We start from the raw sequence: 20,204 nt of genomic DNA, 5'->3' as shown, positions 1-20,204 counted from the left end.
TGGCTGATTACGATTCAACACGCTGCTTGCTTTTTAAAAACTCTATTATTGGACGTGCCTGCTGCTGCATACAATATTCGTCGCGATAAAATGCGTCTATTTTTTTGGCAAATCCCAAATCACCTACATTAAGCAACGCCTCCGCCATACCCTGTTGTATTTGGTCAACTGCGGGTTGATCTATCAATGTTGCAACGCCAGCGTTTTGAAACTGCGCCGTGTACACTACTTTATTAGTAAGCAGGTACAACCCATTAGCGATGTACTCCCCTATTTTGTTGGGGGCTGCCATTTGTGTTTCCAGGTCATTTAACCTTTCATACAAAAAGCAAATTCCTATATGAGCATACTCCTGCAGCGCCGCTAACTCCTGCCGTGGAACTACGGGCAGCAATAATATGTTTTTGCTATTAGGCTGGCTGTTTAGGATCTGCCGCAGTTGTATACAATAAGGGTCATTTTCCCTGAACCCGGTAATAACCAGCACCGCGTTACCATCGTTGAGTTGACCAAAAGCCATTACGAGCTCATGTACGCTATAGTTGCTATTGAGTCTGCCCGCATATAAAAATGCCTTTTTTTCGAGAAAATGCTCTGGCAATATTGTCTTCAGCAGATCGGTGCTTTTATTTTTCTCCGCAGCTTTGTAATAGGTCGTGTTTTGTATAGTATGAGGTACACTTCGCAAACCACACTTCCCCGCCAGCCAGGCAGAACGTTGAACAGATGGCGTTGCAACAAATTCTGCACCCGATATTTTGCTAAAAGTGCGTTGGATACGCATAAAAGTGAGTGGCGACTCGTTGAACCTTTCAGGAGTATTGTTTATCTCCAGTGCGATATGAGCATGTGGCACTTGCCTTTTTTGCGTTTCAGCAGATAAAAAGCTAAATGTGCAAAAACTAACAACGAGTACAGGTTGTTCACGCATTTTATTTTGCACAACTTCATTAAACTTCCTTCGCAGGCTCAATCGTTGAAAGAAAGACTTGTTATGATATTCGCCGACCTCGCAGATCGTGATACCCTCATCAGACTCATTTTCAGCAGGAACCAACGAATTGAAGGTAATGATCTCAACCGCATACCCTTCATCGCGCAACACCAGTGCCGTGGCATAAACCGGCGGCAAAAAGTCTGGGTGAACCAGGGTAAGCAATAATATTTTCTTTCTACTACTCATTAGTTAATGATCTCAATTCACCAATCGGAGATAGTGTTCACATAATTGCCGCTCTGTTATTGGAGCTACAGCACATTTATCCAAGGTAAACATAGATGAATAGTCGCCAGCAACAGCTTTTTCAAGCGCCGAAACATTAAATGCAACATCACCATATCTGCCCAGCGGGTGCTTAAGGTCACCAACAAGCGAGCTGAACGCACCAGAGTCCTTTCCCACGATCCATACCGGGCGCATTGTACACACTTCGTAAAATTTTGAAGGAATGGCTTGCCTGTCAGCTCCCGACCAAGGCACTATAAGACAGCAGTGAGAACTTTTGATGGTCTGACTATAAGCTTCTGCATCAAGCCATCCCGCATATTCGATGTCGATACTTTCATCCAGGCTATTGCGAAAGGCATAATGCGCTTTTTCGCCGCCTGCCATAATAAGCTTAACAGGCTTTTGTGCACGTACTTCTAACAATACCTTATTCAACGTCTCCAGTTCCTGGCCTGCCGGTTCTATGGAACCGCCATAAAACACCCGGAACTCGGTGCTATCCGTTCTATTATAGATTTCAGTACGATGATCAGCCATTGCGTGACGGATACATGCGATGTGCCTACCCAAAATCGCACTATCAACATTAGCCCATTCTGGCGACACATGTACTACAGCTTTCGCGGCAGACAGAATCTTTTTAACCCAAACATGCGACAGGTAACCGTTCAAGGCTGAGAAATATTTGTTACTGCTCAATGTTCCCTGGTCCAGTTCGTCTTGCAGGTCTGCTATCCAGGGCGCATCATATTTCTTCGCGAAGTAACGACCTAAAACGATCGGGCCGCGCGGAGTAAAAAATGAAATAACGAGATCTGGCCTTGAAAGCTGCGATAGTGGCAAACTTCTTCTTGCACTCTCGGCCCACCTATACGTCCTATCTCCTTTTTTCAATAAACAATACAGTGTAAACAATCTTCTGAATATAGAGCGTTCAAAAACTGAAAACTCTGACCTGTCAGACCTTACAGGTATGCGCGTGATCGACGCCGATTCTTTCTTTACCACACACAACTTGTCTCCTGTCTCTCCAACCTGGTCTTTGTGCACAACCGTCACCTGCCATCCATTCAGCTCAAAGCTTTCTGCTACTTGCTTCACCCTTCGGGCAAGTGCAGCGCCCGACTTTGAATGATAGCCGGGATACTCATATGCAACAAGCAATACGTGTTTCACCTTGCAGGATCTAAGCAGTAACCTTCAATAATTTATGGTATTCACCCTTCAAGCCTACTTGCTGGCTTTCGCGTATATCATGCACCAACTGTATGCTTGGCATGGCAGCCTCCAGGCCGAAGCCATTTCCAGCAAGTATCTCTGTGTAGCTTTTTGTATGGAGGTCTGTAAAGCCTTCGCTGAATTCCAGCTCCTCGCCATCCACCATGATCGATCTGTATGTACGTTGCCCCTTCAGCTTTATGTAGTCAGGTACATAATCATAGTTCACACTCAGGAACCATCGCACCCTCGCCCTCTCAAGGTGGAGCATGCCTGCTGCCTTGTCGGCATCCAGCACGTGTACAATATTCTCTTTCACGCCTCCAAATATCCAGATCAGCATATCGAAGAAATGGATACCTATATTAGTTGCAATGCCTCCGGATTTCGAAACATCGCCTTTCCAGCTATTGAAATACCAGTTACCCCTTGAAGTGAGGTAAGTCAGATCGATATCGTATATCTTATCAGCAGGCGCGTTGTCAATCTTGTTCTTCAACGCAACAATATCCTGGTGCAGCCTCAACTGCAAAATGTTATAAACCTTATTGCCAGTCTCTTTTTCGATTTCTTTAAGAGCATCTACATTCCAGGGATTAAGCACCAACGGCTTTTCGCATATCGCATCCGCGTGTTGACGAAGCGCAAACCGGATATGAGAATCGTGCAGGTAATTGGGAGTGCAAATACTAACATAGTCAATACTTGTTCCCTTTCTTTTCAGTTTATCTATATGACGGTCGAAACGCTCAAATTCTGTAAAGAAATGAGCATCCGGAAAATAGCTATCCAGTATGCCCACCGAATCAAACCTATCCAGTGCCGCCAACAATTGGTTGCCAGTATTCCTTATTGCTCCTAAATGTCTTGGAGCAATATAGCCGGCGGTGCCAATCATCGCGAATTTTTTTGTGGTCATGGTCTTTGTTTTAATTGTTTTGCACTCGCACTTGCAAGCGAGTCTAAATACATTGTCCGCTCTCTTTGAACATTTGCTTTCCAGGTATAATGTTGTTCGACAAACCGGCGGGCAGCTATCCTCCTGGAGTCATCACTATTCCGAACCCAGTTCAATGCATGCCGTACTTCAGCATACTGCACTTCACTTGAACGCTCATGCAAGTTGATGGTGTAACCTATTTCAAATGGCTTCAGTAATTGTTCAACATCGCCGGTACCTTTTTCTACTATTACAGGTAAGCCTGCAGAAAGATATTCGCCGAGTTTTACTGGCTGAGAGAAATTATTGAGAAAAGACGGCGCTCGTAGCAGCAATCCAGCGTCCATTGCAGAAAGATATTTGGCCACCTCTTGCTGATTGACTGAAACGATCCTAACCTTTTCTTTGGGCAATTGAAATCTCTCAACAAGCACCTGCATGGTTATCTTGTCTTGCGTAATGAATACAGCAACACAATCATCTGACTGAGCCAGCGCAGCTTTAAAAAACGGTAGCACAAGATCTTCCAGGTGTTGGTATTTCTGTGTACCTCCCAAATACAGGATAGCCTTACTATCACCCAATTCCAGCTGCTTTCTTATCAACTCCCTATAGCTATCCTCAGCCACACTACTTACACAGCATGGCACAACACAAGTATCATCCGGTGCACTATAATTACGCACCAGGTATTGCTTCAGTGGCCCGCTTACTGTTGTCACCATATTACTGCGCGCGATAGCGTGTTGTAAATTCGCTGCATCACTTTCAAACTCTGCACGCTGTGCACCCTTTAGTTGGTTAGGTCCAAAAATATTCTGTGGCACCAGCCTTTCAATTGGCCAGAAACCGCGTATATCTAACACAAGCGCGTCACCAGCAAATTTCGTGGCAATTTTCTCCCCTAGTAAAAAAGTCGCCTCGCCCCTGCAATGGTAAACCACAGGCGCCTTACCTAGTTTGCGCCTTTCGATGCCCAGCCACTGCATAGAGGGCCAGGTTTTCAAACTGCTAAACCCGCCCATCAATTTGATCTTAACATTGGGACAGCGTTTTCTCAATCCTGCTATATATCGTTGCTTATCCTTATCAAATACAAACCTTATCGGTTCAACGATCCACACCGATACCGATGCGGGCCTATTTTCGCCTGTCTCTACAGCTTGTGCCTGCGCGCGATCAAATACCTGCGTTGCCAATAACGGCGTCATAAATTCGCCGTTTGAAATAACATGCACTAAATGATATCCTGTCGTTCCGTTCACTCTTAAGAGAAATATTGAAGAATTGAATCTGCGATAACCTGCGAGGCTTCCCCATTGCCATAAAGGCTCACATCAAATCCCGAGGTCTTATTGATCATTTCAGAATAAGCCTGGATGATACCTGAACTTGTTGTTCCAGCGATCGTATTGTAACCATGTGTTACCAGTTCGGTCCATTCGGTTTGTTCCCTCAACGTCACACAATGTTTACCGAAGAAATATGCTTCTTTCTGTAGGCCGCCGCTATCGGTAATAACAAGGGATGCATTCTTCAGAAGTTGTACCATATCCAGATATCCGACCGGATCTATCACCTTAAAATTCAGCTTAAGTCCATTATCGTAAACAGTTTTCCGGGTGCGTGGATGAAGCGGCACGATAACCGGCGTTTGGTCATTGATATCATTCAGCGCTGATATGATCGATTGCAGGTTGTCCAGGTTATCAGTATTCTCAGACCGATGAACTGTGCAAAGCACGTATTTATCAAGACCGAGGCTTTGGCTGATCTGCGATTGTTTATCAGAAAGCGAAGCATAAAACAACGCGGCATCCTGCATCACATCTCCCGAGTTTACTATCATGCAGTCGAAATGTTCGAAGCCTTCCTTTCTTAAGTTCTCTATCGCCGTTGGTGTCGGGCAGAATAAAATATCAGATATACGGTCTGTCAATATTCTGTTTACTTCCTCAGGCATCCTCATTTCAAAGCTGCGTAAGCCAGCCTCTATGTGCACCAGGGGAATATGCAGCTTTTTGGCAGCTAACGCTCCGGCCAGTGTACTATTTGTATCTCCGTATACCACAACTGCATCCGGCTTTTCACTAAGCAGCACTTCTTCTATACCTGCCAACATATGTCCTGTGCTGTATCCATGCGCGCCACCTTTCACGCTGAGGTTATACTTTGGTTCCGGTATTTGCATCTCAGTGAAAAACACCGAGCTCATATTCTCATCATAGTGCTGACCTGTATGCAGCAATACCTCTTCTACCCCTGCAGACTTGAACTGCCGGCTAACTACTGCGGCCTTTATGAATTGCGGCCTTGCACCAACTACTGTCAATAATTTCATTTGTGCTTATTTATGCAGGGTGTACCATTTGCCCAAACACACGATACGCCATACCGAAAAGTCAAAAGGTTTAACCCCGGCAGCAACATCATTGAGGTGAGCGATAGTTTTGTCTTTATTAAAATATGCAGGGAACTGGTCCAGCGTTTCCGAGACCCGCTCACTGAACCATTGTTTATCCTTTCTTACCCACTGTTCTTCCGGCGTCACAAATCCCATTTTATCTTTTCGTTTCTCGATTTTTTCCGGCAACACACCTTTCATCGCCTCGCGCAAAATATGCTTGCGCGTACCACGATAATAAATGTATCGTTCGGGTAGTCCAGACGTAAACTCCAGCAACCTGTAGTCCATAAACGGAGTACGTGATTCTACACTCCAGGCCATCGAGTTCCTGTCTTCGTAGCGCAGCAACGCCGGCAATGGTTCAGAATAAACTTGCCTGTTAAGATTTTCCTGTAAGCTCTTTGCTGGTGACGGGTAAAGACTCATTGCCCCTTGATATTTCAACCATTCCGGAGAACTGCCTGAAACCATGCGCATGCGTGGAGGCAGCACAGAAGCAAAACCTTTACCCAAGGTAAGCTGCGCTGCACCTAAAAGAAATCCTACGGGTATAGCTCCTTTTTCTTTTTTGTATGAACGCATCTCATCTACCAACGAGCGCAACTTCATGCCACGCATAAGGCCTGCATAAAAAGGCAGGTCGTTGCCACCATAACCAGCTAGCTGTTCGTCTGCACCCTGGCCGTCAATCATCACTTTAAGACCAACTTCGTGTGTCTTTTTAAACACCGACCATTGACTGAATTGCGATGTACTTCCGGTAGGATCATCCTGGTGCCATAAGAATTTATCCAGTTCCGTTTGCAGGTCATCGAACGTCGGGAATATCTGGTGCGGATTGGCTTTTGTTTTGCGGATCACTTCTTCGGCAAAATCCCATTCGTCATATCGCTTGTCAGTATAACATGCTGTCACCGTTTCCTGTCCGGCAAATTCAGATTTTGCCTGTAGCAGTTCTGCCGCCAGGCAAACAATGCTCGATGAATCTAAACCGCCAGATAAACATGAGCCCACGGTGACATCAGATCGCAGCCTGAGATTTATTGCATCACTTAAAAGTGATTTCAGGTTCACAACTGCATCATCCCAACTACCTTGCCACACCTGTGGCGTCAGGCGATACCACTCTTTAACTGCAACATTCCCAGAACCATCAAGATCAATCTCTGCATAGTGCCCGCCCGGAACCTGGTTGATCTGTTTATCAAAACTACCTGAGGTTTGGTCAACCGCGCCGATAGCCAGGTAGGTAAGCGCTAATTCATCGTTCACATTACTGCGAAATCCTTTAAACGCTCTTATTTGTTTGATCTCAGAAGCAAATACGACATTGCTTTCTGATGTATAATAATAAAGAGGTTTAACCCCAAAACGGTCGCGCACGGCAAATACTTTGCGATCCTTGTGATCAAGCAACACAAAAGCAAACATGCCATTGAACTTGTCGAGACAAGCCCTGCCCCATTGTTGCCAGGCATGCAGTATCACCTCTGTATCTGACTTGGATTTAAAGCTATGGCCTAGCCCTTCCAACTCTGCTTTTATCTCAAGGTAGTTGTAAACCTCACCATTGAATGTAATTGCTAGACTGGCTTCCGGCAGCAACATGGGCTGATGTCCTGCCGGCGAAAGGTCCAGGATTGACAATCGCCTGTGGCCGAAACCAACTGCAAAATCCTTGTCCGTCGTTAAAGCATCATAACGCCAATGCGACAATGTTGACTGCGCAGTATCTTTTCCAGCCCACACTTTGGACTGATCTCCAGTCGACCACGTCAAAAACCCTTCGTCATCAGGCCCGCGATAGTCAATGATAGACGAAGACTTAATTAGATCTTCACCCCTTGCTACCGAACCCTTTTTATTAATTATTGCGAGTATCCCGCACATGATCTGGTCCTGTTTTAAAAATTGCGTCTGAAAAGAAAATACTTGATCCGCACTGCTACGTCTGGCCCCAATAGTTTTGCGAGTAAGTTAAAGCCAGCCGACTCCTGCAATGCGACGGGCCAATGCACGCTCTTTGCAAATTCGAGAAACTCATCAGCCATTTCAGACTTCATATCCCGTTGTCTGCGCCACTCGGTAAATGCATAAAAGCTTATAGCTTTCCGGTATTCTTCTTGTGTATGCCCTGTTTGCTGCAAACGGTAATAAATATCTTTACGCAATTGCAATACCTGTTTTGACTTTGCCACCGAATTTGTAGAACCTACACGTGCATCTGTGTCATGATGCCTGACATAGACTTTCGATAAGTCTTGCACATAACCAACTTTAAGACCGTTCAACATAGCGCGCACAAACAATTCTACATCTTGATTGATAAGCAACGAGGGGTCATGTCCTCCGATCTTCTCCAACGCAGTCCTACGCCAAACAATTGCATTAGGTGGTATGTAGTCGCCTTTCAGGTAATTGATCAAATGTTGATTTAGACTTCTACCTTCCTGAGCTACTTGATACTTATTCCAAAACACGACTGTATCTACACGAAATTCTGCCTCCGATTGAAAATATTCATAGTCCCCATAACAGAAATCGTAGTCTGCATGTTTATTTAGAAAATCAACTTTCACGCTAAGCGCACCTTCACCAACAATATCATCTGAATCCAGGTAAAGAACATACTTACCGGTAGCAATGCCAAGTCCGGTGTTCCTCGCAGCTGCTGCCCCGTTGCCGCCATTCTTTATCAGCGTGACAAACGGATAATCAGCTGTCACCATTCCTACAGTTGCATCGGTAGATTGATCATCAACAACAATAACTTCACAAGCTAAGCTGGCGTGCTTGTCTGGCACAACGCTATCCAGCGTATGCTTCAACAGTTGCTGCCTGTTATATGTTGGTATGATGATGGAAATATCCATTACACAATAGCCTTCCCGTCAGTATAAATTGCTAAAAGGGTGCTCACAATTCTATCAGCACTCTTGCCATCCCACTTATCTGGTATACCACCTTTTTTCCAGCTACCGGCGAACAAACGCGCGAACGCAGGTGGAATATTTTGAGGATCGGTGCCAAGTAATTCGTTCGTACCTATGGTGCATGTTTCTGGTCGCTCAGTTGAATCGCGCAGTGTCATACAAGGTACTCCCATTACCGTAGCCTCTTCTGTTATTCCGCCGGAGTCCGTAACAACACCCTTTGCATATTTCACCAGGTAGTTGAACTCCAAATAACTTAACGGTGTAATTGTATAAATGCCAGACGCAATCAATTGATGTTCCTCTATGATCTTCGCAGTGCGTGGATGGACAGGAAAGATCACTTTCATACCCTGTGCACTTGTCGCCACGGTATCCAGCAACTGAGTAAGCTTTGCCGGATCATCAACATTATTTGGCCGGTGCAAGGTCAAAACTATATACTGTCCATTCTCCAATTTCAGTCCTTCCCAAAGTTGAGGTTTCTTCAGCCGGCTGTCATTTTTCAACAACGTATCTATCATGGTATTGCCAACAAAGAAGATCGAGCTTTTATCAACTCCAGTTTTTCGCAAGTTTTCACTGGCTGTTTCGGACGTTGTGAAGAAATAGTCGGTGATCGAATCAGTAACGATACGGTTTATTTCTTCCGGCATCGTCATATCTCCTGAACGTATGCCGGCTTCAACATGTGCCAGTTTGATACCTGGTATTTTCTTAGCGGCTATTGCACAAGCCATAGTTGAATTCACATCGCCTACAACAAGGCATACATCACACGGCTCGTCTAACAATATGCGTTCATACGCCACCATGATCCTGGCTGTTTGTTCGGCCTGTGAACCGCCGCCAACCTGCAGGTTGTAGTACGGAGCCGGAATATTTAGCTCTTCAAAAAAACTGCCGCTCATATTCCCGTCATAATGCTGACCAGTGTGTATCAACCTGTATTTTACCGGCAAGCCTTCATTCTGCGCGCGCTCGATCGCCTCTATAATCGAAGCAACCTTGATAAAATTGGGACGTGCCCCAGCTATTAGGTCAATAAGCATTTCTATTTCCCGTTGGGGTAACTTTCAAATAGATCGTAAAGGCGTTTTGCATTTTCAGCGTAAGAGCCCAACTGCAAGGCTCGCTTCCTGGCGTTTGCACCGTATTGTTGTAGCAGCGCCGTATCGCTACAAACTGTTGATATCGCATTCTGCAACTCAGTTGTGTTACGTGGAGAAACGAGAACACCGTCTTTACCGTTTTCAATTACTTCAGCATGACCGCCCACTTCAGTGGCAATACAGGCTATGCCTGATGCCATTGCTTCAAGCAAGGAATTAGCCATTCCCTCATTGTAGCTTGGCAATACAAAAACATCGGAAGCACGATAAAGCTTCGCTAGTTTTTCTGAATCCATGTGTCCCATGAATACAGTTTTGTCGCCAATACCCTGCTCAACACTCATCAATCGAAGATCGATCGCATCCGGGTGTGTATAAGGCGGCGCAACGATCAATAATTTCCATCCGGTTAGGTCTTCACTTAAGTTACCGATCGCGTTGAACAGCTCCAGCCATCCTTTTAACGCAACCGGGGTCGCTACACAAAGAATGTATTTATAATTTGGATCAAGCCCGAAGCTTTGCACATACGCACGCTTTTCTTCTGCGTTAACAGCCGGACGAAACTTCTCGTGATCAATGCCATTGTAAACAACTTTCAGTTCCCGCTCCCTTCCAGATTCCATCCACCTACGTGCATCAGATGCTAATCTTGCACTGTTGGCCATCAGGATATCAGCCTTATGAAAAACATATTTAAGACGATTGGCTAGGGCCGGACTTTTCTCTGGCCAGGCATGAATATCATCTCCCCGCGCTATTGCGGCAGTTCTGATATTCATTTTTGAGGCTGCAAGAGCCGCGACATAGCCAGAATCGGTCAAAAAGTGCGCATACAGCCAGTCACTTTTGCGCAGTTGTTTGTTCTTTTTGACGTAACTCGCTACCGCTGCTGCGGCTCTCATCTCGTAGTCATTTCGAAAAATACGATCGGGCATGTAGAGAAATACCGGCACATGATGAACATGAATACCTTCATATTCCGTAAAGAGCTGCTGCCGTTGTGTATGACCCAGCTGCCAGTTTGCGTTCAACTTATGTAACCCTAGACCTGGATACCAGTTGTACAACTGCAGCACATGGCATTCTACACCTAGTTGCTGCAATGCCTTCGCCTGCTGGTGAATGAATATTCCGTTCGATTCATTACCACGGCGGGGATAGTTATTTGAAAGCAGCAGTACTCGCATCAATTATGTTCTTCAAAAAGCTGAAGAAGTCGCTTCGCATTTTTCACGTAAGTTCCAAACTCAACCATGGTCTCTCGTGCTTCACTACCCAATCGGCATCGCAATGTTTCATCATTTATCACTCTTGAAATAGCAGACTTTACTTCGTCTACCGATCTAGGCTGAATCAAAATTCCATTCTGTCCATTATTCACCACTTCAGCATGGCCTCCAACATCTGTGGTTACACATGCCAGCCCGCTAGCCATGCCCTCAAGCACAGCATTTGCCAAGCCCTCGTTGTAACTCGGTAAAATAAAGGCATCGCTCGCCCTCATGATCTCCGCTAACTTGTCTGAAGGTACACGTCCTAAATAATGTACCCGATCCTCTATTCCTAACTCAACAGATATTTCCTGAACATCAAGATATATGCGACCCGGTCTAGGCGGTGCAACCATCAGCAGTTTCCATCCATTAAACTCATTGCCAAGCTGCTTTATAGATTCCAATAACTCGATCCAACCTTTAGCTTTAACAGGCAACGCTACACAGATCAAATATTTAGTATCCGCCGACATGCCGTATTTTTCTTTCAACTTCACTTTTTCTGCCTCTGTCGCCGGGAAAAATTTATTAGTATCAATACCGTGATATACTACGTTGACATCAACAGGCTTATCAGCGTCCATCCAAACAGTCGTATCGGCAGCCAGCCTTTTACTATTTGCTAGTAGCATGTCAGCCGTAGCAAAAACCTGTTTTAGTTTTTCGCGGAGCACCGGGTGTGCCTCGGGCCATGCATGCACATCATCACCCAATGCGATAGCAGCAAACTTCATCCCGAGATGATTTTTAACTTTAGCGCCAAGGAAACCTGTATTTACCAGGAACTGCGCATATAGCCAGTTTGCGTCACGCAATTCTGGATTGTTCTTTATGTATTTGACAATTGCATTGGCTTCGTTTTCATCCACATCATTTTTGAAGAACCTATCCGGCATTTTTGAAAACACGGGAATAGAGTGAATTTTCACCCCTTCATATTCTTCAAAGTGATTATGGTGCTGCTTACGGCCTTCCTTCCAATACTTGTGCAAGTGGTAGAATGGGAAGCTGGGGTACCAGTTGCGCAATAGTAAGACATGACACTCTACCCCCAACTGCTGCAATGCCTTCACTTTTTGATGGATGAAGATGCCATCAACAACCGAATTTCGGCATGGATAGTCAGGAGTGAGGATCAGTATCTTCATTTTTTGAAAAACTGATTGAAGCAAACAAGATGAAAGATCAACCGGGGATCTTCCCGAGTCATATTTCCTGCAATTGCAGAGGCTGCCTCATTCTTAATAAAACCATGAGACAAATCTGTCAATGCCGAACGTGAGTAGCTTGTTGTTTCGCCATCGGTTTGCAACCATTGGCTTAAGGGTGCATTAAAACCTGTTTTCTTGCGGTAAGCCAGTTGTTCACCTAATTTTTTCGCCACCATTTTCCGCAGCAATACCTTACCCACACCATTCTCTCTTTTTGCCTGGGATGACATACTGAATGCAAACTCGACAAACCTATGGTCCAAAAATGGAACACGCCCTTCAATTCTGTGGCGCATGGTCATCCGGTCGCACTTGGTGAGCATCTCATCTATCAAAGTCGTCTTCATATCGACGTACAACATCCTGTTTATTGAATCGCGGTCATTCCTTCCTGAAAAATAACGATCAAGATGATCGACATACCGACGCGTATCTACACGCCTCATCACGTCCTCCGACAACAGCGATGATACAACCGACGGCGCAATGACTTGTATCCGCGACGAGAACTTCTCTCCTTCTGTAAGCTTCAGGTTCTCATTCAATGATCGTAAGCCTTTATTGCGAGTAAGGCCAGCTGCTGCTGCAACAACAGACTTTTGAAACTTTACTGGAATTCTTTTCAAAAATGGCGGTTGCCAATAAGCCTCATGGCGGCTATATCCTGCAAACAGCTCATCGGCGCCATCACCACTTAAAGCCACCTTGATATTTGAACAGGCCATTTCGCTGATCCGCCCCAGCGATAGCGCACTGCTTATGCCAAATGGCTGGTCTATATGCTGAAAATGATGTTCAAAATCTCTAAAAAAACCACTGGTCAGTTTGTAGGAATGGAACGTACTGCCAAGCTTTTTTGCGGTGCTAGCTGCAATTATTCCTTCATCTTCCGGTTCACCCGGAAATGATGCTGTAAAACTATGAATGCCTCCCTGGTGCTGCGAAGCAGCTTCAGTTATCAACGAGGAATCTATTCCCGCAGATAGAAAAGTTCCGACCGGCACATCGGCCACGAGATGATCTTTTACTACTTCGCTAAATAACGCTTCCGCTTCTTCCACGAGATTATCTTCTCGATCTCTTGTATCACGAAGCGGAATATCCCAATATTGTCGCAACGACACGCCGCCAGCACTAACAACCGCAAAATGCCCTGCTGGCAGAGCTTTGACAGTTTTATATAAAGTATGCGGCCCGGGTATGGAACCCAGCATAAAATATTCGTATAACGAAGTCTCATCGACAGAACAGGATATCAGCCCAGAACTTGCCACAGATGCTACTTCCGATGCAAAGACAAACAATCCCGCCTCACATCCAAAATACAATGGTTTTATGCCGATCCTGTCGCGGGCAACTAAAAGCTGCTGTCTTTTTGTATCCCACAATGCGAATGCAAACATTCCTGTGAGCTCGGAAAGCACTTTTGCAAGATCAGCCTTGTGCTCTTCGTAAAGATGCAGAATAACCTCGCAATCTGAATTTGACGCAAACAGATGGCCTCGGGCAACAAGCTTATTACGAATGCTTTTGTAATTGTATATCTCGCCATTACAAACGAGAACGAGGCTTTTGTCTTCGTTAAACAAAGGCTGATTGCCCTGTTCAGACAGATCGATTATTGAAAGTCTTGTATGCGCGAGCCCGATCGAACTATCTGCATAAAAACCTTTACCGTCTGGCCCGCGGTGCGCTAATGAGTCGGACATCCTCTGCAAGGACGCTGTTCTGACGTCGTTAGCCACATTGCCTACTATACCTGCTATTCCACACATATAAATCAAAAAGTCACTCTAACTTGTCGTCAGCAATCTTTCATACAGCTGAGACTCTTCCTTTAACCGTTTCTCCCAACCGTAAGTTTCTTCGTCAAAGTCGATCTGCTTATACTCGTAACCACCGTTAAGTATCCTGGTTATCAATCCCGCAGTTTCTTCCACCAGGCCATCCATATATTCCTGCGGAACTCTGCCATACCCACCGCGAGTATAGTTGACTATAAATACATTCTCAAACCGGGCATAGATTTCAGCCAATTCACCAAGCTCTAAAGCTATAGCCGGCGTCGACGTACTGATCGCCTCGATCAATGGATTGGATGCAAGCCCTGCCAAAACCAGTTTTGAAGTAGAAAAGTGATGTACCCAGTCATCTGAAAACCCTTCAAAAACAACATTTTCCTCGATACCGAGGTCAACAGTCAACTGCTTAAGGGCTGCGTGCTCTTTACCGTCACCAATTATGTGCAATACATGCGGTGTATTTAGATTTGGTAAGGCTTTGTGATAGGATCGTATTACATAATCCACTGCCTTTTCGTGCGACAAACGGGAGATGCACATGATCTTATTCTGCCGCAACGACGGCTCTACTTTCACGCTTTGTGGAAAGCCATTCAGGTAGGCTTTCACCCTATCGGCTGGTATTTTGACCTTTTCTGCAAATAGGTGAACGGCAGTTCCATCCCTCGTAGAAATAAAGCAATCACAAGACTTGAGATACTTGTATTGATCGACACCTTGAGCAAACTGTCTGGAATTCAATTGCTTTTCACTGTAATAAACGCCCCCCACTCTGACAATCAGCTTATAGCGAAATACTTTTTTTAGAACGTATGCGGCCCGAGACAACCGGTTCCGAAAGTGTCCAACCTGGTTAAACACAACGATAAATTTCCTTCTATGCCGATAGTTATTCCACAGAACTTTGGCATAAGAGTAGAACGAGAACTTTTTAAACTCGAGCTTATCATCTACTCTTTCATTGTTTTCAGTGTTAAATACTGTGACCTTGTATCCTTGCTTGTGCAGGTACAAGATCAAACGTGGCAACGCATAATTGGCCGGGCGTTGCACACGATCGAGGCATGTAGGGCCCTGGTATAAAAAAATGATTTCCTTCTCTCTAGTCTTTTGCATTTGCCTAACTTATCTAATATGCTTTGACACCATGGCGACGTATCTCAAACATGCAAACTTCACATGTCTGAATACAATGGCAGCACCCAATGAAGTCCTGCCCACCCTTATCAAAGCAACCATACCTTTCAAAAAATCTCCTTTCCCTTTACCTTTTAGCGAGTTCCTTGCATAAAAAAACATAACATCGCCAAACATATACTGATCGATCTTCTTAACCTCTCCAGCTGCAAATTCTTTGCTTTTAGTTGCACAAGTCAACAATGCTTCACTCTGCGAAATGTAATACCTCAATTCACGCCCCCTCATCAAAGAACTATCCAATATCCTGTAACCGGTCAACGCTCGATTGCAGTAACACCACTTTGTTCTTTTGGCTACACGCAGCCACATAAAATAGTCCTCAACCCCGTGCAGCTCGTCATTAAACCCGCCAAGCTCCAAAAAAAGAGACTTCTTAACTGTAACACTCGATGTCGTGACTGAATTACATTCCAACAGTTCACCAAGCATGTCTGTAGGGAATTCGTCCCTAACGTTTGAATGATGGGACCACCGATTATTTATTTCATTCTTAAAATACTCCACGCCATGAAAGTATGCGTGCGATACTTCTCCATGATCTTGAATTTTCGAATAAACGGTTTTCAGTTTTTCGGGAAAGAACACATCATCGCTATCCAGGAAACAAACCCATTCACCATTGCAAAACTCTACACCTAAGTTTCTACAGCTTGCGACCCCTTTTTTCGTGCCTAACGGTCGTTGTATTATTTGCCCATGGATGCCATGTGCAGAAAAATATCTCTCACACTTTACGAGCGAGTCGTCGGTGCTACCGTCATCCACAACAACAACTTCAAAATCACGAAATGTCTGCGCAGACAAAGATGCGAGTGTAGCTTCAATAAATTCAGACGAATTGAAGCATGGAATTATCACGCTAAAAAAGTGGGTGGCCATCTTGCTTGGTTAATTAGTCGGTCAGCTAGTTAACTACACGGATCCAATTTTGAGGAATGAGGTCCTTAGGATCCCAATTAACATCAGCGAACCATGTTTTGGGTGCGACAACAATCTTGTCGTTTTTATTGTTGTTCAACCAAACAGCCCACCAGGCGAAGGAGCTGTTTGGAATAATATAGTGCTTACACTGGGTCATCAATTGCAGGTAATTTGCAAACTTGTTGCCCTTATGTTCGTGTCCAACGAACGTTACTGGGTATTTGAGTTTAAAATTCTCGAGGCACCATTGAGGGTCATCTGAGAAAATGAAAAAATGCGGGTCTTTTACTTTCGAAGTGACGATCTCAATACCGGGTTCGAAATACCTCATATCACACACACCATGAAAGTCATTCGTCAAAAAGTCAGCCCGACGCACATTGATGCATACTGAGTTTGTATTGAGAATAGACTCGCGCAACTCCTTTGATGTATCTATGATCTGGTCTTTAAAACCAAAGTCATTCCTGATTTCCTGCTCTATAGATTCAAAATATCGTGGGGTTTGCCAATAACCATCGAGGTAGCTGTTTCGTGGTAATTCAAACACTTGCGGAACAAAATGAAAATGAGGCTCATAAAAGTACCTCACCGGGCTCAGTTTGTTACGTAGCAGGGTAACAGCAGTTTCAAGTTTATTACCCGGCGTCTTCTTAAACTTGAGGGTTTCCGCCTTTGTAGCCACAGGTGCTTGAAGCGAGAATATATCCAGATCGTAGTCGCGGAATACAAAATTTTCACGAGGCGTCCGATCCAACAAAAACTCAACGTCCAGCTTAAAACTCGTCCCCAAATGTTTTGCAAGCGACTTACCTATCGCATATTGGAACATCTGATTACCTAAACCACCCTGTAGCTTTACTATAATCATAACTATTGTTTCGGCGATTTAAAAGCCTCGTCTTTAAATATCTTAACAGGTACGTGATCAATATCCGAATTCAATACGGGTATCTTCTTCGTTTTGGTATCAAAAAAACGCATCAGAAAATTGACTAAACGGTGGTGCAGGCGAAATCCATTCCTTACTTCGTTTTCATACGTATGCATTCTGTAACGATAAGGTAAATCACCTGAAAGCATCGCCTGGCCATCGTAGGTTGTCATCACATATACCAGGCAACGTTGTGGAAATTCAGCGATCAGATCAACCTCTGGTATTCCTAGCTTATCAAATTCTTCCGCTACAACCAAAAACAGGTTGGTATCGGTGATAGCAGCCAGTTTATACCCTTTCTTGTGTGCGAGTTTAAGAAGCGCTGAAGCTGAAGCTCCAAAATATTCATTATTACCCTGAACTACATCGTAATAAGGCGGTACAGTCGGATTATACTCAACGATGATCAGTCTCGGTTTGTATTTTTTCAGGGATTCAAAAACATAATAGTCATTTCCGTCAATGTCTATTGACAATAGATCTACATTAACAGGAACATCTTTTGACTGAAGTAAAGAGTCGAGTGCATTTTCACCGCTTGCTTCAACAAACCTATTCATGGTATGTACACCAGGAAACGCTTTTGTACTTTCTTTCAGAGCAACATGCTTTGAGGAATCTGCCTCGATCAACACCGCTCCCCAGCCTTCATTATGCCATAAATTCCAAACATTGCTTAGGTGCTTGCCGTCCCATGCGCCAAATTCAATACAGATCTTATTAGTCGGCGATATTCTTGAAAAAATTTCTGCGATAATACCATCCTCACCATTTTGAGAGGTAATATCCCTTTTATATCCTGAGAGAGAGGATTTTTGCATGCAATTATGATATTAAGATTGAACCAACGAACGTTTTATTTTTGAGCCATATCGCATAGCTACTCCATATGCAGACTCGAAATTTTTATTGATCTTCTTTTGTAGCAACTTTGTATAAACTCCAAACACGTACGCTCCAGTCTGAAATTTGTTGAACCCGTAGTGCTTGCTAAAAAAAGCATGCAGTGGCCTGTAGCTTTGCGGAGGAATACCGTTATATAGGCTCTGAATGATATTGGACAAACTGATGAGCGACGCTTTCCTTATGTCTTCGTAGGATATTTTACTCTGCTCTGATTTGAGGTACCCGAAATGCGTCAATACCCAATCAAGAAAAACAAAATACCCTTCTATCATCGTCTTTTTGGCCGACGAAGCCGATGTGATATTCAATCCACTATTTCGCCAGCTAATAGATGCTCCTGGTATTATATAAATTCCTTTATTCCTCGAAAACAACATAGAAGTCGCCCAGTCTGCACCGGCGGCGTATGGTGTATGAACAAAACCACCGGACGAATTGTAGACACTTCTTGAAAAGATATGATCAGGCATTGAATTGCCCCTTTTTGAAAGAAGCAGATGATAGGCCATTTCTTCCGAGCTTTCATAATTGGGGCCCACAGGTGTAGCCCATGCAAATTTGCCCTGTCCGTCTATTACACTAGTATTGAATCTGCACACGTCGAATGGAGAGCCAGACTCCAGCAGTGCAAAAAAAGCCTCCACACAATTTGAGTCCGCAATATCATCATCCGAAAACAGCCATAACCACGGCTCTTCCCGAGTGAGTGCAATACACCGTTCCCATTGTTGTACTATATCCTTCGACCCGATGTTGTTATCAAACCTCTTATAGACAATATCCATCCGGCCGACGTATTTCGCGACGATCGAATCGAGATCATATGGACTGTTGTCATTCCCGATATAAACGGTAAAGTTTTTTAAGGTTTGGTTCGCAAGCGAATTGAGCGCCTTATCAAAATACGTTTCTTTAAACGCCGGTATGACTATTGCGAGCGTACTCATTGGGCCAAAACCTTTTTTGTCTCTTCCAGATAAGACCGCCCCCATTTCTGGCAAGGCTCCAGGTGGTTGCCTTCTGCCCATTCGTTCCAGGCGTTAACGAATACAAAGTTTTCCTGTTCAGACTTAGGCTTATAATTGTCCTTAATATGCTTGAGCCATTTGCCATAAAGCCCGGGCGTAGAATTATGCAGGACGAGGCCGGGAACCTTTCTGCGGGAAGAGTTATCCCAACCTGGTGTTATACCGGGAAACCAATTATAATCAGGAAAAGGTTTGCTCGTTAAGTAATCTACATACTGCTCATAGTCGATGAGGTAATAATCTTTCTCCATCATTCTCTTATAAGCATCCTTATCAACCTCCTTCAAAACTGCCAGTTTTGCCTTTCTTTTAAGTTCCGCAGTAATATTCTTTTTCCTGTTCTTATTTCTCTGTTCCCTAAACTCATTAACGTTACCAATACCGAATGGTTGAAAATCTATACCGGCATCAAAACCGCTTTCTTTCACATATTTTTCACCAACCCACGTAAAACTTTCGAACCTGCACAAGTACAGCTCAAGCCCCTCTTTACGTGCTTCTTCTCTCCAGGTAGCTATGGTTCTTTTAACATCGGGTAGTTGGGGTGATTTGTAAATAGCAAATACAGGCTTTCCATCTACTTTAATATATCGGTCGTCTTTAAAGTATGGAATAAGAGAACGTATATGTTGAATGTCATCTTCCTGCGAATAGTGTTGTTGCAACAATATTTCGTTGTCACCGCCATCCCATATCCTCGTCCAGTTTTCGTTTGCCCAACATAACATAAAGGGAAAATCCGGCTTGCCTGATTCGAATATTTCCTGAACCGGACGTTCAAGAATACGGCGGCCATTGAACCAATAATGGTAATAGCAAAACCCATAGATACCATATTCAGCAGCCATCCTTGCCTGTGCTTCACGCACTTCCGGCAATCTCAGGTCATAAAAGCCAAGATCAGCTGGAAGCTGTGGCTGATAATGTCCGTCAAACAGAGGTTTGGCTTTGGTAACATTCGTCCACTCTGTAAAACCTTTTCCCCACCACTCGTCATTTTCAGGTACGGGATGGTACTGGGGAAGGTGTATTGCTATTGGCCTTAGGCTCATTAACTATATTTTGCTCTTGTTGAGTTAGTGTA

17 protein-coding genes are annotated in these 20,204 nt (G+C 44.3%); all 17 read right to left on the bottom strand.

Going from position 1 to position 20,204, the window contains the following annotated elements:
• Positions 1-7: 7 nt before the first annotated feature.
• Genes P2W83_RS11185 through P2W83_RS11105 form a run of 17 tightly spaced genes read right to left on the bottom strand, consistent with a single transcriptional unit; the run spans position 8 to position 20,172 of the window.
• The gene (locus P2W83_RS11185) at positions 8-1,183 is read right to left on the bottom strand and encodes a glycosyltransferase (RefSeq protein WP_276133821.1); all 1,176 of its coding nucleotides are present in this window, start codon (positions 1,181-1,183) and stop codon (positions 8-10) included.
• Positions 1,184-1,195: 12 nt separating this feature from the next.
• On the bottom strand, positions 1,196-2,404 hold the full coding sequence (locus tag P2W83_RS11180; RefSeq protein WP_276133820.1) for a glycosyltransferase family protein: 1,209 nt from the start codon (positions 2,402-2,404) through the stop codon (positions 1,196-1,198).
• Between the two features lie 10 nt (positions 2,405-2,414).
• Complete coding sequence (locus P2W83_RS11175; protein WP_276133819.1) at positions 2,415-3,365, bottom strand: Gfo/Idh/MocA family protein; 951 nt, start codon at positions 3,363-3,365, stop codon at positions 2,415-2,417.
• Positions 3,362-4,597 (bottom strand): glycosyltransferase family protein, encoded by a 1,236-nt coding sequence (locus P2W83_RS11170; RefSeq protein ID WP_276133818.1) that lies wholly within the window; start codon positions 4,595-4,597, stop codon positions 3,362-3,364. Before P2W83_RS11170 ends, P2W83_RS11175 begins: the two co-directional genes overlap by 4 nt.
• Before the next feature lie 56 nt (positions 4,598-4,653).
• Positions 4,654-5,727 carry a non-hydrolyzing UDP-N-acetylglucosamine 2-epimerase gene (wecB, locus tag P2W83_RS11165; RefSeq protein ID WP_276133817.1) on the bottom strand — a complete coding sequence of 358 codons (1,074 nt, stop codon included), beginning with the start codon at positions 5,725-5,727 and terminating at the stop codon, positions 4,654-4,656.
• A gap of 6 nt (positions 5,728-5,733) precedes the next feature.
• Positions 5,734-7,683, bottom strand: coding sequence for an asparagine synthase (glutamine-hydrolyzing) (asnB, locus tag P2W83_RS11160; protein ID WP_276133816.1), 1,950 nt, complete (start codon positions 7,681-7,683; stop codon positions 5,734-5,736).
• A 14-nt stretch (positions 7,684-7,697) separates the two neighbouring features.
• Positions 7,698-8,666, bottom strand: coding sequence for a glycosyltransferase family 2 protein (locus tag P2W83_RS11155; RefSeq protein ID WP_276133815.1), 969 nt, complete (start codon positions 8,664-8,666; stop codon positions 7,698-7,700).
• Positions 8,666-9,778 carry a non-hydrolyzing UDP-N-acetylglucosamine 2-epimerase gene (gene wecB, locus P2W83_RS11150; protein WP_276133814.1) on the bottom strand — a complete coding sequence of 371 codons (1,113 nt, stop codon included), beginning with the start codon at positions 9,776-9,778 and terminating at the stop codon, positions 8,666-8,668. The genes P2W83_RS11155 and wecB (P2W83_RS11150) overlap by 1 nt, the downstream gene beginning before the upstream one ends.
• A 2-nt stretch (positions 9,779-9,780) precedes the next feature.
• Entirely contained in the window at positions 9,781-11,028 is a 1,248-nt protein-coding gene (locus tag P2W83_RS11145) for a glycosyltransferase family 4 protein (RefSeq protein ID WP_276133813.1), read from the bottom strand.
• On the bottom strand, positions 11,028-12,263 hold the full coding sequence (locus tag P2W83_RS11140) for a glycosyltransferase family 4 protein (RefSeq protein ID WP_276133812.1): 1,236 nt from the start codon (positions 12,261-12,263) through the stop codon (positions 11,028-11,030). Before P2W83_RS11140 ends, P2W83_RS11145 begins: the two co-directional genes overlap by 1 nt.
• Positions 12,260-14,101 carry an asparagine synthase (glutamine-hydrolyzing) gene (asnB, locus tag P2W83_RS11135; RefSeq protein ID WP_276133811.1) on the bottom strand — a complete coding sequence of 614 codons (1,842 nt, stop codon included), beginning with the start codon at positions 14,099-14,101 and terminating at the stop codon, positions 12,260-12,262. The genes P2W83_RS11140 and asnB (P2W83_RS11135) overlap by 4 nt, the downstream gene beginning before the upstream one ends.
• Before the next feature lie 18 nt (positions 14,102-14,119).
• The gene (locus P2W83_RS11130; protein WP_276133810.1) at positions 14,120-15,244 is read right to left on the bottom strand and encodes a glycosyltransferase; all 1,125 of its coding nucleotides are present in this window, start codon (positions 15,242-15,244) and stop codon (positions 14,120-14,122) included.
• A 9-nt stretch (positions 15,245-15,253) separates the two neighbouring features.
• Positions 15,254-16,207, bottom strand: coding sequence for a glycosyltransferase family 2 protein (locus P2W83_RS11125; protein ID WP_276133809.1), 954 nt, complete (start codon positions 16,205-16,207; stop codon positions 15,254-15,256).
• Positions 16,208-16,232: 25 nt separating this feature from the next.
• On the bottom strand, positions 16,233-17,120 hold the full coding sequence (locus tag P2W83_RS11120; RefSeq protein WP_276133808.1) for an alpha-1,2-fucosyltransferase: 888 nt from the start codon (positions 17,118-17,120) through the stop codon (positions 16,233-16,235).
• Positions 17,121-17,122: 2 nt separating this feature from the next.
• Positions 17,123-18,007 carry an FkbM family methyltransferase gene (locus P2W83_RS11115; RefSeq protein ID WP_276133807.1) on the bottom strand — a complete coding sequence of 295 codons (885 nt, stop codon included), beginning with the start codon at positions 18,005-18,007 and terminating at the stop codon, positions 17,123-17,125.
• 12 nt (positions 18,008-18,019) lie between these two features.
• The gene (locus P2W83_RS11110) at positions 18,020-19,039 is read right to left on the bottom strand and encodes a glycosyltransferase (RefSeq protein WP_276133806.1); all 1,020 of its coding nucleotides are present in this window, start codon (positions 19,037-19,039) and stop codon (positions 18,020-18,022) included.
• Positions 19,036-20,172 carry a glycosyltransferase WbsX family protein gene (locus P2W83_RS11105; protein WP_276133805.1) on the bottom strand — a complete coding sequence of 379 codons (1,137 nt, stop codon included), beginning with the start codon at positions 20,170-20,172 and terminating at the stop codon, positions 19,036-19,038. Before P2W83_RS11105 ends, P2W83_RS11110 begins: the two co-directional genes overlap by 4 nt.
• Positions 20,173-20,204: the final 32 nt, after the last annotated feature.

Source organism: Polluticoccus soli, from assembly GCF_029269745.1.
In the GTDB taxonomy this organism is placed as follows: Bacteria; Bacteroidota; Bacteroidia; order Chitinophagales; family Chitinophagaceae; genus Polluticoccus; species Polluticoccus soli.
This window is presented reverse-complemented; position numbering and strand designations above follow the sequence as displayed.